The following is a 12,682-nucleotide window of genomic DNA, read 5'->3' as shown; positions in this document are numbered from 1 at the left end:
TGGTTGGGGCACCCCCAAGGTGGTTTTACTCCCGGGGGCCATCCCGCCGGGCGGCGCACCGAGGGCCGGCCCGCGTCCGGCGGCGTGCCCGGTCACACGGAGCCGGACGCGGCCCCGTGCTGTTCCAGGGCCGCCTCCAGCGTCGGCTGCGGGGGCAGCAGCCGGGACAGACCGGTGACCTTGAGGATGCGCAGGGTCAACGGATGCGTGCACACCAGGTGCAGCTCTCCACCCTGGTCGAGGACCCGGCCGCGGGCCCGGTACAGCAGGCGCAGGCCGGAGCAGTCGAAGAAGTCCACGCGGCTCAGGTCGAGCACGACCCGGGCACCGGGCCGTGCCGTGACCCGGTCGATGTGCGGGGCGATCTGCGCCTCGGCGGCGATGTCGATCTCGCCGCGGAACTCGAGCACCGTGTGCCCGCGGTCCCGGTGGACGCGCAGATGCCGGGTGAACGGCGGCGCAGGATCGTGCTGCACGACGACATTCCCCTCCAACCGGCTCCTCGTGCGACGGGCCCGGAGACCACAGCATCCCCCGGCCTTCGGGGCCCAACACCCCTACCTACTCTGCAAGTTACCCTCGCAGGAGGGAAATCCAGCATGTTCGGTTGACATATGTCTCCGCGGTGCGGCCGACTGAGGCTACTCGCCGGGCGGCGCGTCGAACAGGGCGCTGACCGACTCCCCGTTGTGGATGCGGCGTACGGCCTCGGCTAGGGCCTGTTGCGAAAGTCCCGTCGTCCGCCCGGAGGGCGGGCCTCGCGGCGTCAGGTGCGTGCTCTGGGGGTCCCCCCTGCTCGAAGAGCTTGGGGGAGTGCCGGGCCCTGGCCCTCGTACTGGACGTACTTGGGTCAGAGCCCGGTGCGGCGAGAGTGCGTGCCTGGCGTCGCGGGGCAGACGGGACTTTCGCAACAGGCCCTAGGGCCGGGGCGATGGACAGGATCCGCAGCTTGCCCTTGTGCGTCCGGTACTCCTCGTCCTCCACCGGCACGGGCACGGTGTTGGTGCACACGATCTCCAGGACGTCGCTCTGCTCGGTCAGCCGTTTGAGGGCGCCCGCCGCGAACAGGCCGTGGGTGCAGGCGACGCGGATGGACCGGGGCCCCAACTCACGCAGTCGATCCAGGAGTTCGAGCACGGTGCTGCCCTTGGCGATCTCGTCGTCAAGCACGATGACGTCCCGTCCGGCCACGTCACCGATGACGGAGCTGATGCTCACCCGGTCGTCGGCGTAGCGCTGCTTGGCCCCGGCGGCGACCCGGGCTCCGATCATCCGGGCGAACGCGGCCGCCTCCTTGGCGTTGCCCAGGTCCGGAGAGACCACGGTGGTGCGGGACAGGTCGTACTGCCGGAAGTGTTCGGCGAGTTCACGCAGCGCGTGCAGATGGTCGACGGGCACCGAGAAGAAGCCGTGCACCTGCGGGGCGTGCAGCGTCATCGCCAGGACACGGCTCGCGCCCGCCGCGACCAGCAGGTCGGCCACCAGCCGGCCGCCCAGCGAGATGCGCGGCGCGTCCTTCTTGTCGGAGCGGGCGTAGGAGTAGTGCGGCATCACGACGGTGATCCGCCCGGCGGAGGCGCCGCGGGCCGCGTCGCACATCAGCAGCAGCTCGACCAGGTGCTCCTGCACCGGCTTGACCAGCGGCTGGATGAGGAAGACGTCCCGCTCCCGGCAGTTCGCCCGCAGCTGCACCTCCAGGCAGTCGTTGGCGAACCGGCTGACCCGCGCCGGGCTGAGGGGCACGCCCAGATGCGCGCAGACCTCCGCCGCCAGCTCGGGATGGGCGCTGCCGCTGAACACCGCGATGTCTCGCACGATCCGCTCCTCGCCTGATCACTGACGACTGCCGCTCATGCTACTGATCACGCGGGAACCCGGTCGCCGCACGCCGCCGGGGCGGGCCAGGGCCTCGGGCGTTGCGACGCCGCCCGCGGCAACTTCCGGAGTGATGGCCGGAATTGGTCCGTACCACGTATTGACGCTCCCTTATCTCACTCCTTGAATCAAGGGCGACACATTCACCCCCCACCACGGTCGGCGGCCCGGGCCCGGGCCGCCGCACGGAAGGGAGAGCCGTGGTCCGTCCACGCCTGCTCCGCAGATGTCTGTTCGCCGCCCTGTCCGCGATCCTGGTCGGCTCCGCCACCGTCGGGACCGCCGAGGCCGACTCCCCGAAGGCGGCCGTCCCCACGGCGGCCGCCGCCGTCACGTTCTCCGACACCTTCGACGGTCCCGCCGGCGCGGCCGTCGACTCCTCCAAGTGGCAGCTCGAGACCGGCGACAACGTCAACAACCACGAACGCCAGTACTACACGGCGGGCAACAGCAACGCCGCCCTGGACGGCCAGGGCCATCTGGTCATCACCGCGCGCCGGGAGAACCCGTCCAACTACCAGTGTTGGTACGGCACCTGCCAGTACACCTCCGCCAGGCTGAACACGTCCGGGAAGTTCTCCGCGCAGTACGGGCACGTGGAGGCCCGGATGCAGATCCCGCGCGGGCAGGGCATGTGGCCCGCGTTCTGGATGCTCGGCACCGACCTCGGGCAGGTCGGCTGGCCGAACTCCGGCGAGATCGACGTGATGGAGAACGTCGGTTTCGAGCCCTCCACGATCCACGGCACCATCCACGGCCCCGGCTACTCCGGCGGGGACGGTATCGGCGCGTCCTACTCGCTGCCCGGTGGCCAGCCCTTCGCGGACGCCTTCCACACCTACGCCGTCGACTGGGCACCCGACTCGATCACCTGGTCGGTGGACGGCACCGTCTACCAGCGCCGCACCCCCGCGGACCTGGGTGGGCGGAGCTGGGTGTTCAACAAGCCGTTCTTCCTGATCCTGAACCTCGCCGTGGGCGGCGACTGGCCGGGCGACCCGGACGGCGCCACCTCCTTCCCGCAGCAGCTGGTGGTCGACTCGGTCTCGGTGACCACGAGTGACGACGGGCCCGCCGGCGGCGCGATCCGGGGCCTGGCCGGCAAGTGCGTGGACGTGGCCGGGGCGAGCCCCGCCAACGGCACCCCGGTACAGCTCTACGACTGCAACGGCACCCCCGCCCAGCAGTGGACGGTCGCCTCGGACGGCACCCTGCGCGCGCTCGGCAAGTGCCTGGACGTCACGGACGGCTCCACCACGGACGGCGCCACCGTCCAGCTGTGGGACTGCACCGGCGGACCCAACCAGAAGTGGGTGGTCTCCTCGGCGCGGGACATCGTCAACCCGCAGGCGGACAAGTGCCTGGACGTCACCGACAACAACTCCGCCAACAGTACCCGGCTGCAGATCTGGACCTGCACGGGTGGCGCCAACCAGAAGTGGACGGTGGGCTGAGCCCTCGGGCCGGCACCAGTGCCCGCGGCTAGGGTCTTCCGTTTGGATCAGGCCGGCATGATCCAAACGAGAGGCCCTAGGTCCTGTCGTCAAACTCCCGTCGTCCGCCCGGAGGGCGGGCCTCGCGGCGTCAGGTGCGTGCTCTCGGTGTGCCGGGCCCTGGCCCTCGTACTGGATGTACTTGGGTCAGGGCCCGGTGCGGCGAGAGTGCGTGCATGGCGTCGCGAGGCAGACGGGAGTTTGACGACAGGGCCTAGTGCACGGTCCAGGTGAACTTGTCGCCGCCGACCCAGCGGACGACGTCCGGATCGTCGAGGTCGTGGACGTTGATGCCGAAGGCGGCGGCGGCCTCCAGGACGTCGATGACGGTCTTCGCCTCGCCGACCACCTCGCCGTCGATCTCCACGATGCGGAAGGGCGGACTGCCCGGCTGCACGGCGAGCACCAGGATCCGCGGCCGGGAGATGTGCAGGGCAGCTTCGGTCATACCTGCAAGGGTAAAACGCCGCCCGCGGCGACGGGTTTCCGTCGGACACCGGAGTGCCGCGTGATGCGGTCCCGGTGGCTCCGGGGAACCCTGGGGGTGGAGGTGGCGATGGACCCTGTCGAGGCACTGGACCGGATCGCCTTCCTGCTGGAGCGGTCCCTGGCGCCGACCTACCGCGTGCGCGCCTTCCGCACCGCCGCCCGGGTCCTGTCCGGACTGCCCGAGCACGAGGTCGCCGAGCGCGCCACGGCCGGGACGCTCCAGTCGCTCAAGGGCGTCGGCCCGAAGACCGCCCAGGTGGTGCGGGAGGCACTGGCCGGGCAGGTGCCCGGCTATCTGCGCGCGCTGGAGGACGAGGCGGACGCGCCGCTCGCCCCGGGCGGTGAACGGCTGCGGGCGCTGCTCCGCGGCGACTGCCACCTGCACTCCGACTGGTCCGACGGCGGCAGCCCGATCGACGAGATAGGCCGGACCGCGGCGCGCCTCGGGCACGAGTGGGCGGTGCTCACGGACCACTCACCGCGGCTGACGGTGGCCCGCGGGCTGTCCGCCGAGCGGCTGCGCGAGCAGCTGGAGGTGGTCGCGAAGCTGAACCGGACCTGGGCGCCGTTCCGGCTGCTGACCGGCATCGAGTGCGACATCCTCGACGACGGCTCGCTCGACCAGGAGCCGGAGCTGCTGGAACGGCTGGACCTCGTGGTGGTGTCGGTGCACTCCACACTGCGGATGGACGCCCGCTCGATGACCCGCCGCATGGTGACCGCCGTGCGCGACCCGCACTCCGACGTCCTCGGCCACTGCACCGGACGGCTGCTGACCGGGCGGCGGCGGCCGGAGTCGGAGTTCGACGCGGACGCGGTGTTCGCCGCGTGCGCCGAGACCGGCACGGCCGTGGAGATCAACAGCCGCCCGGAGCGGCTCGACCCGCCGCGGCGGCTGCTGCGCCGGGCCGTCGGGGCCGGCGTGCTGTTCTCCGTCGACACCGACGCCCACGCGCCCGGCCAGCTGGACTGGCAGATCCACGGGTGCGCGCGGGCCGAGGAGTGCGGGGTGCCCCCGGAGCGAGTGGTGACCACGTGGACCGCGGAACAGCTACTGGCCTGGACCCACGAGCGCCGGACGCCCTGAGGCACCTGGTGCTCGTCCGCGCGGTCCGCGTCGGCCGGCCGGGGCCGGGTACTCGGTGGTTCGCACTGTCCGCCGCCGAGAGGAGCCGAAGGTGAGCAGCGCTTCGGGCAGCCGGGTCGTCGTCACGGGCGCCACCGGCAATGTCGGCACAAGTGTCGTACGCGTTCTCTCCGAGGATCCGGAGATCGGGTCCCTGCGGGGGCTGGCCCGCCGGATCCCACAGTGGTCGCCGCCGAAGACGCAGTGGGCCTCGGTCGACCTGTCCTTCGAGCAGTCAGGGCTGGCCGGGGAGTTCGCGGGCGCCGACGCGGTGATCCATCTGGCCTGGGCCTTCCAGCCCACGCACGACCCGGCGGCCACCTGGCGCACCAACGTGCTGGGCAGCATCCGGGTCTTCGAGGCGGTGGCCGCCGCACGGGTGCCGGTCCTCGTGCACGCCTCGTCGGTCGGCGCGTACTCACCGGGGCCGAAGGACCACGCGGTGGACGAGTCGTGGCCGACCCACGGCTGGCCGGACGCCGCGTACTGCCGGGAGAAGGCGTATCTGGAACGAGCCCTCGACGTCTTCGAGCGGGACCACCCGGACGTGCGCGTGGTCCGGATGCGCCCGGCCTTCCTGTTCAAGCGGGAGTCGGCGAGCGAGCAGCGCCGGATCTTCGGCGGCCGGTTCCTGCCGGGGCAGCTGGCCCGGCCCGAGCTGATGCCGTTCCTGCCGGACGTCCCGGGCCTGCGGGTGCAGGCACTGCACACGGACGACGCCGCCCGCGCCTACCGGCTGGCGCTCGCGCACGAGGTCCGGGGGGCGTTCAACCTGGCCGCCGAACCGCCGCTCGACGCGCGGGTGCTGGGCGAACTGCTCGGCTCCCGGCCCGTACGGCTGCCGCGCACCGCCGCGCGTTCGGCGATCGCCGCCGCGTGGGGGCTGCGCCTGCTGCCCGCGTCCCCCCAGCTGTTCGACGCGGTGCTCCACCTCCCCCTGATGGACTGCACCCGGGCCCGCACCGAACTGGGCTGGCGCCCGGAGCGTACGGCGACCGAGGTGCTCCAGGAGTTCCTCCAGGGAATGCAGCGGGGCGCGGGCGAGGAGACGGAGCCGCTGCGGGGCCGCAAGGTCGGATGAGCCGCGGCGGGCCCAGGGGCGGCCCCGGAGGTGTCAGCCGTGCGCCCGCAGCGCCCGCATCTGCTCCTCCAGCGGGCCGAGTCCGACGTCCCGGCGGCGCTCGTCGAGGGTCTGCGGGTGGCGGACGGGGTACGGGCGCAGGGTGGCGGGGTTGATCCGCGTGCCGTAGAACTGCGGCTCGCCCAGTTCCACGGCGCAGTGGTCGGCGATGTAGGCCAGGTGGACCGCGGGGCAGCGGCCGTCCGCGGTCGCCTGGGCGATGAGCTCCCGGCAACGCAGCCGGAAATCCAGGTCCGGGGCGTGCAGCAGGATCATCAGGGCCGCCGTCGACGCGGCCCCTCCGACGGCCTCGACGGTCGGCCAGCCGTGCCGGCGCACGATCGCGGCGAGCGCCTCGGCGTTGTCCCCGCGGCACCGCGCCACACGCCGCCGCCGCTCCGCCGTGGGCGCGGCACCCGCATCCCGCGTCGACTCCCGGTCCGCATCGGCCCTGCGCACCAACTCGGCCGCGACCGGAGAACCGGCCTCCCCCGACAGCGCCAGGGCACCCTGCCCAACCGGCACCACCGCACCCCGGCCGCCCGGCGGCACCGCGCTCTGCTCGCCCGGCGGTACCTCGTCCCGCTCCGCCGGCGACACCGCTTCCCACTGCCCCGGTGGTGGGGCTGTCTCGGGCTGTCCCGGTGCCGGTGTGTTCGAGAGTGCGTGGGGCGTCCGGGCCGTGGGGTCCCCGTTCGGGTCGTGGGGTGTCGTGGGGGTGTCCACGGGGTGGTCCGGGGAGGCCGTCATGGTGCCGTGCCCCCGCGGCGGCGCAGCGTGAACCAGACTCTCTTGCCGGGGCGACCGGGCTCCGGCGGGGCCATGCCCCAGTCGTCCGCCAGCGCGGCCACGATGGCGAGTCCGCGTCCCGACTCGGCGGTCTCGTCGGCCGATCGCGGCCGTGGCAGCACCGGCGAGGAGTCCGCCACCGTCACGCGGAGGATGTGCGCGCCCCCCTCGATGGTCACGGTGACCGTGTCGTGCGGGCCGGTGCGCGCGTGCTCGACCGCGTTGGCGAACAACTCGTCCGTGGCGAGCACCGCGCCGTCGCGCTGATCGGCCGACAGCGGCAGCCGGGCGAGCTGCCCGGCGACCAGACGCCGTACGGCGGCCGCCCAGGAGGGGTCGGCGGGCACGGTGGAACGGATGCGGAAGGGTTCGTCCGCGGCGGCGGCCCCCGCGGAGCCGGCCGGCCGGTGCCCGGTGTCCGCCGGCGCGGGCGGCGGCCCGGGACGCCGGGCGCTGGATGCCGTCATCGGTCCTCCTTCGGAAGCGGCGGCGCGGCGCCCCGCGTCAGGACGGCCACACGCGCCCGCGTACCCCTGGCGGGGCCGGGGGCCCGCGGGCTCCTCGACTGTCCGTCGGTCACGGTGGCCATCCAGGTCTCGCGTCGTGTTCCCGTGCGGGCCGGGCTCCACATCTGGCAGAACGTCAGTTCTGTTGCTGAAAAGCGCAGTTGGCCGGTACGACGACCCGCTGCGCGACAGCACTTCCTGTCACTATGGTCTCGGACACACTCGGCCCGCAACCTGCGTTCTGATAATTTCAGAACGTTCACGAACACCCTGCCTCTGTCGTCGACGACATGCCACACTGCACGCGACGAAGGCCGTTCGGGAGGTAGGACGTGAGGGAGAACCGCTCAGGCGGGAGCGCGCCCACCGTCCTGCGGATGGTCCTCGGCAAGCGGGAGTCGAAAGAGTCGTGGACGATACGGTGCTGCGCCGTCCCGTCGGCGGTCCCGCGGTGATGCGGGCCCAACCGGACCGGCTCGTCGAGGTGCTCCGGATGCCGAGGGTCAGCGTCCGGGTCATGCCCTACCGGCCGGCGGAACCGGTCGCACGGACCAGGGACATCCTGGGCGAACTGCGTAAGGAGTTGTGATCCATGGCATCCAACGCCCCTCTGAACAGCGGCATGCCGGTCGGCGACCTGGGCACCGAGGGCTGGCACAAGCCCTGGAGCGACACGAACGGCAACTCCTGCGTCGAGGCCAAGCGCCTTCCCGACGGCAGGGTCGCCCTCCGCCAGTCCACCGACCCCGAGGGGCCCGCGCTGCTCTACACCCGGGAGGAGATGATCGCGTTCCTGCGGGGCGTCAAAGCAGGCCAGGCGGACTTCCTGGTCGACTGAGCCCGCGGCGACGTCATCCTTATGAACTCCGGCTCTGCGTACGGGTGTTGACGCTGGGTTGAAGGACGACAAGGTACTCCGGCAGCTGCTTCGCACGGACATCCACGGCGGCTCTACGGCGCCGTGCGCAGGAAGTCCGCCAGCGCCTCCAGAAGCCGGTCGACGTCCTCCTCGTCGTTGTACGGGGCCAGTCCGATCCGCAGCCCGCCGGTGTCGCCCAGGCCGAGCCGGCGGGAGGCCTCCAGGGCGTAGAACGCGCCCGACGGCGCCGCGACGGCGTGTTCGGCCAGGTGGCGGTAGGCGTCGACGGTGCTGCGGCCCTCGATGGTCAGCAGCAGGGTCGGGGTGCGCTCGGCCGCGCGCGAGCGCACGGTGATCTGCGGGAGCCGGGACAGCTCCTCCTCGATCCGGCGGCGCAGCGCGTCCTCGTGCCGTTCGAGCGAGCCGAAGGACGTGCGGAGCCGTTCCCTCCGGGTGCCGCGCGCCTGCGGATCCATCCCGGCGAGGAAGTCCACCGCGGCCCGCGTGCCGGCCAGCAGTTCGTAGGGCAGGGTGCCGAGTTCGAAGCGCTCGGGAACCGCGTCGGACGAGGGCAGCAGCTTGTCCGGGCGCAGGGTCTGAAGCAGGTCCGGACGGCTCGCCACGACGCCGAGGTGCGGGCCGAGGAACTTGTACGGGGAGCAGGCGAAGAAGTCGGCGCCCAGGGCCGCGAGGTCGACCGGGGCGTGGGCGGTGTGGTGCACGCCGTCAACGTAGAGCAGGGCGCCGCTCTCGTGGGCCAGGGCGGCGATCGCGGGCAGGTCCGGGCGGGTGCCGATCAGGTTGGAGGCGGCGGTGACCGCGACCAGCCGGGTGCGCTCCGACAGCTGGTCCGCGACGTGCCGCGCGGTCAGTTCACCGGTCGCCGGGTCGAAGTCGGCCCAGCGCACGACGGCTCCCACGGCCTCGGCGGCCTGGACCCAGGGACGGATGTTGGCGTCGTGGTCGAGCCGGGTGACGACGACCTCGTCGCCGGGCGCCCAGGTCCGGGCCAGCGTGCGCGAGAAGTCGTACGCCAGCTGGGTGGCGCTGCGCCCGAAGACGACCCCGGACGGCTCGGCGCCCAGGAGGTCCGCCAGGGCCCGACGGGCGGCGGCGACGCACTCCTCGGCGTTGCGCTCGCCGGCCGTCGCCGGCCCCCGGTTGGACAGCGGACCGGCCAGCGCCTCGGCGACGGCGTCGATGACCGGCTGCGGCGTCTGGCTGCCGCCCGGCCCGTCGAAATGGGCCCACCCGGCCTTCAGGGCGGGGAACTGCGCGCGGACACCGGCGATGTCATGCGTCACGGGCTACTCCTTCGAACGCTCCTGGCGCGGGATACGGCCCCCATGATCCATCGCCCCGCGCCCCGGGGACAGCCCCCTACGTTCCGCGTTCCTCCAGGGCCGTCCGCCAGGCGGGGACCGGGTCCTTCGGGGCCGGGTCGGCGCGGCGGCCGCCGCGCGTGAAGAAGTCGGCGAGGGGGAGGATCGCGGCGCCGACGGTGACCGCGTCCGGGCCGAGTCGGCCCAGGTCGACGGTCACCCGTTCGGCGGGGTGGCGCAGGGCGTACGCGGTCGCGTGGCGGCGTACCGCGGGCAGGAAGCGGGGGCCGAGCTGGAGGCCGGCCCAGCCGCCGATGAGGATGCGCTCGGGCTGGAAGAGGTTGATCAGGTCGGACAGGCCGGCGCCCAGGTACTCGGCGGTCTCCTCCAGCACGGCGAGCGCCACGGGGTCGGCGGCGGTCCCCTCGGGCGGGTAGGCGGCGGCGAGCAGCGCGGTCAGCGCGGTCTCCTCGTCGGTGCCCCGCGGCGGACGGCCGCCCTCCTCGCGCCAACGCGCCAGCAGGGACTCCGCGCCGGCGTACGCCTCCAGGCAGCCGAGGGCGCCGCAGCGGCAGCGGCGCCCCCGTACACGTACCGTCAGATGCCCCCACTCCACGGCACGGCCGCGCTCCACCTCGGGGGTGACCAGGCAGGCGCCGACGCCGGAGCCGAAGAGCACCACGACCGCGTTGCGGGCGCCGCGCCCGGCGCCGAACCACATCTCGGCCTGGCCCAGGGTCTTGGCCCCGTTGTCGATGAAGTACGGGACGCCGTCCGGGAGCCGGGAACCGTCGCGGAGCAGGGACTCCAGGGGCACCGCGTCCCAGCCGATGGTCTGCCCGTGCACGACGGCACCGCGGTCGGGGGTGGGCTCGACGATGCCAGGGACGCCGATGCCGACCCCGAGGAGGCGCTCCGGGGGCAGCCCGGCCGTGGTCAGGACCTCGGCGATCCCGTCCCGGATGTGCCCGGTGATCACGTCGACGTCGTGGCGCTGCGGCTCCAGCGCCCGTTCGGTGCGCGCCAGTTCGGTGAGGGTGAGGTCGAACAGCTCGACCCGGACCCGGGTCTCGCCGACGTCCACGCCGATCATGTGGCCGCTGCCGGGCACGACGCGCAACAGGGTGCGCGGGCGGCCGCCGTCGGAGTCGACGCTGCCGGCCTCCTCGACCAGGCCGTCGGCGGCCAGGTCGGCGACGACGTTGCTGACCGAGCCGGAGCTGAGGCCGGTCGCGGGGCCGAGCTCGAAGCGGCTGAGGGGGCCGTCGAAGTAGAGCCGTTGCAGTACGGCCGAACGGTTGCCCCTTCTGAGATCGCGCACCGTGCGCCCGTTCCGCCCCGCCATGTGGCTCCCCTCCCGAACCATGCCCGAGCTGCAACATACCGCCGCGGGCCGTCCGGGCGCGACTTCTGCGGGCCCTTAGTCCACGCAATAAATTAAGAGGTGACGGTGAGTCGGGTGATCTCCTCGAGGGCGGCGGACAGTTCGGGGGCGACGTGATCGCGCACCCAGCGTTCGTGCTCCTGCCCCAGGGCACGCGGAATCGTCTCGGTGAGCATGATCAGATACAGGTAGCTGCGGTACAGGGCGAGCCGTAGCCGGGCCGTCCGGCCGAACTCGGCCCGGCCGCCGGCCGCGCGGTAGCCCGCGAGGAAGGCCCGGTCCTCGCGGATGTCCCCGAGCAGGGCGAGCGAGACGAAGTCGGCCGCGGGATCGCCCCAGAACATGCGCTCGCCGTCGATCAGGCCCCCGATGCGCACGCCGTCCTCCGAGCGGTCGACGAGGATGTTGCCCGGCCACAGGTCGAAGTGGACCAGGCGGGGCACGGCGACCTCGTCCAGGGCCTCGTACGCGGACCCGGCCGTGCGGGCGATCTCGTCGACGGGCCGGGGCAGCCGGGCGCCGTAGCGGCGGGCGTCGTCGAGGACGGCGGCGTACATGGCGGTGAAGGCGGTGCGCCAGTCGGGGGCGAGCGGGCCGAGCGCGCCGGAGGGGTAGCCGAAGCCGGGGCCGGTCACCTGGTGGAGCCGGGCCACCTGGCCGCCCAGCCGAGCGCGCAGGTGCGCCGCTTCGGTGTCCGTCACCGACGCGTCCCACGGCTCGCCGGGGCAGGCCGTCATCAGCAGCTGGCGCCGGTCCGCCTCCTCGCCCTCCGCGACCACGCGCGGCGCCGGCACTCCGGCCCGCCCCGCCCTCCGGCAGAACTCGGCCTCGCCGACCAGGAGGTCCCTCTCGTAGCGCAGTCCGGGAGCGGTCGGGGCGGGCGGGACCTTCAGCACGTAGCGGGTGCCGTCGGCCAGGCGCAGCTCCTCGACGCTGTTGTAGGTGCCGCCGCCCAGCGCACGGAGCCGGGCGAGCCGGCCGGGCGGGACGCCCGCGGCCCGCAGAGCGCGCCGGGCCCGCCCCCACGACCGCGTCGACGGGGTGTCCGGGTCACCGGAATCCGCGTCCCCGACAGCCACGTCCTCGACAGCCGTGTCCTCGAAATCCATTGGACCCCCCTCTCGGATCCTGCTTACCCTAGCCGCAAAACTAATCCCTTTAGGAAACATTTTTCCCGTCATCCCGGAGCCCCCATGAGATCACTGACCGAGCAGGACGTCCGCAACTCGTTCGTCAACTGCTCCAAGGGCGAGGCCAAGCGCCTGTCCCTGCCCCGCGACCTCGGCGACCGTCCCTGGGACGACCTGGACTTCCTGGGCTGGCGCGATCCCGGAGCGCCCGACCGCAGCTATCTGGTCACCGAGCAGAAGGGCCGGCTCATGGGCGTCACCCTGCGCTTCCCCGCCTCGCAGCGCGGGTTCCTGCACCGCAGCATGTGCTCGATCTGCCTGACCACCCACCGCGGGGGCGGGGTCTCCCTGATGACCGCCCGCAAGGCCGGAGCGGCGGGCCGCGAGGGCAACTCGGTCGGCGTGTACATGTGCACCGACCTCGCCTGCTCGCTCTACGTGCGCGGGAAGCAGGTCCCGGACTCCGGCGCGCGCTTCGAGGAGAGCCTCACGCTGGAGCAGCAGATCGCCCGCACCACGGCCAACCTGGCGGCCTTCCTGGACAAGCTGTACGCCTGACGGCGCCGCACGGTCACGTTCGACCCCCGCG

The 12,682-nt window shown here is 73.1% G+C and carries 13 protein-coding genes and 1 pseudogene; 6 read left to right on the top strand and 8 right to left on the bottom strand.

All coding sequences use genetic code 11. The features are described from left to right. Window positions 1–92: 92 nt before the first annotated feature. On the bottom strand, window positions 93–476 hold the full coding sequence (locus tag ACTYVM_RS10190) for an anti-sigma factor antagonist (protein WP_445525591.1): 384 nt from the start codon (window positions 474–476) through the stop codon (window positions 93–95). Between the two features lie 427 nt (window positions 477–903). Beyond that, window positions 904–1,815, bottom strand: a pseudogene (locus ACTYVM_RS10185) (ribose-phosphate diphosphokinase); the annotation flags it as partial. Window positions 1,816–2,075: 260 nt separating this feature from the next. Between ACTYVM_RS10185 and ACTYVM_RS10180 the strand changes: the two are divergent. Next, complete coding sequence (locus ACTYVM_RS10180; RefSeq protein WP_445525590.1) at window positions 2,076–3,329, top strand: lectin; 1,254 nt, start codon at window positions 2,076–2,078, stop codon at window positions 3,327–3,329. A 253-nt stretch (window positions 3,330–3,582) separates the two neighbouring features. Here ACTYVM_RS10180 and ACTYVM_RS10175 read toward each other — a convergent pair whose 3' ends face one another. Beyond that, the gene (locus tag ACTYVM_RS10175) at window positions 3,583–3,816 is read right to left on the bottom strand and encodes a hypothetical protein (protein WP_400028472.1); all 234 of its coding nucleotides are present in this window, start codon (window positions 3,814–3,816) and stop codon (window positions 3,583–3,585) included. 108 nt (window positions 3,817–3,924) lie between these two features. Here ACTYVM_RS10175 and ACTYVM_RS10170 point away from each other — a divergent pair, with 108 nt between their 5' ends. Both ACTYVM_RS10170 and ACTYVM_RS10165 read left to right on the top strand, forming a co-directional pair. Beyond that, on the top strand, window positions 3,925–4,944 hold the full coding sequence (locus tag ACTYVM_RS10170) for a PHP domain-containing protein (protein WP_445525589.1): 1,020 nt from the start codon (window positions 3,925–3,927) through the stop codon (window positions 4,942–4,944). A gap of 91 nt (window positions 4,945–5,035) precedes the next feature. Continuing rightward, a complete protein-coding gene (locus ACTYVM_RS10165) occupies window positions 5,036–6,064 on the top strand; it encodes an SDR family oxidoreductase (protein ID WP_445525588.1) in 1,029 nt (342 codons plus the stop codon). A gap of 33 nt (window positions 6,065–6,097) precedes the next feature. Here ACTYVM_RS10165 and ACTYVM_RS10160 read toward each other — a convergent pair whose 3' ends face one another. Then, window positions 6,098–6,703, bottom strand: coding sequence for a DUF6624 domain-containing protein (locus ACTYVM_RS10160; protein ID WP_445525587.1), 606 nt, complete (start codon window positions 6,701–6,703; stop codon window positions 6,098–6,100). Window positions 6,704–6,849: 146 nt separating this feature from the next. Beyond that, window positions 6,850–7,359, bottom strand: coding sequence for an ATP-binding protein (locus ACTYVM_RS10155; RefSeq protein WP_445525586.1), 510 nt, complete (start codon window positions 7,357–7,359; stop codon window positions 6,850–6,852). Between ACTYVM_RS10155 and ACTYVM_RS10150 the strand changes: the two genes are divergently transcribed. Further along, window positions 7,250–7,987, top strand: coding sequence for a Scr1 family TA system antitoxin-like transcriptional regulator (locus ACTYVM_RS10150; protein WP_445525585.1), 738 nt, complete (start codon window positions 7,250–7,252; stop codon window positions 7,985–7,987). The genes ACTYVM_RS10155 and ACTYVM_RS10150 overlap by 110 nt on opposite strands. 3 nt (window positions 7,988–7,990) lie before the next feature. Then, window positions 7,991–8,236, top strand: coding sequence for a DUF397 domain-containing protein (locus ACTYVM_RS10145; RefSeq protein ID WP_445525584.1), 246 nt, complete (start codon window positions 7,991–7,993; stop codon window positions 8,234–8,236). 113 nt (window positions 8,237–8,349) lie between these two features. Here the strand turns inward: ACTYVM_RS10145 and ACTYVM_RS10140 are convergent, their stop codons facing one another. The 3 genes from ACTYVM_RS10140 to ACTYVM_RS10130 form a co-directional block, all read right to left on the bottom strand. Further along, window positions 8,350–9,561 carry a cysteine desulfurase-like protein gene (locus ACTYVM_RS10140; protein WP_445525583.1) on the bottom strand — a complete coding sequence of 404 codons (1,212 nt, stop codon included), beginning with the start codon at window positions 9,559–9,561 and terminating at the stop codon, window positions 8,350–8,352. A gap of 76 nt (window positions 9,562–9,637) precedes the next feature. Beyond that, window positions 9,638–10,924, bottom strand: coding sequence for an ROK family transcriptional regulator (locus ACTYVM_RS10135; RefSeq protein ID WP_445525582.1), 1,287 nt, complete (start codon window positions 10,922–10,924; stop codon window positions 9,638–9,640). A 92-nt stretch (window positions 10,925–11,016) separates the two neighbouring features. Next, the gene (locus ACTYVM_RS10130) at window positions 11,017–12,072 is read right to left on the bottom strand and encodes a phosphotransferase family protein (RefSeq protein WP_445525581.1); all 1,056 of its coding nucleotides are present in this window, start codon (window positions 12,070–12,072) and stop codon (window positions 11,017–11,019) included. A gap of 84 nt (window positions 12,073–12,156) precedes the next feature. On the opposite strand from ACTYVM_RS10130, the gene ACTYVM_RS10125 reads away from it, so the two are divergent. Continuing rightward, on the top strand, window positions 12,157–12,651 hold the full coding sequence (locus tag ACTYVM_RS10125) for an FBP domain-containing protein (RefSeq protein ID WP_445525580.1): 495 nt from the start codon (window positions 12,157–12,159) through the stop codon (window positions 12,649–12,651). The last annotated feature ends 31 nt before the right edge of the window (window positions 12,652–12,682 follow it).

The organism is Streptomyces cyslabdanicus (assembly GCF_052663305.1).
The sequence above is the reverse complement of the archived record's forward strand: the minus strand, read 5'-3'. Positions and strand labels throughout refer to the sequence as shown.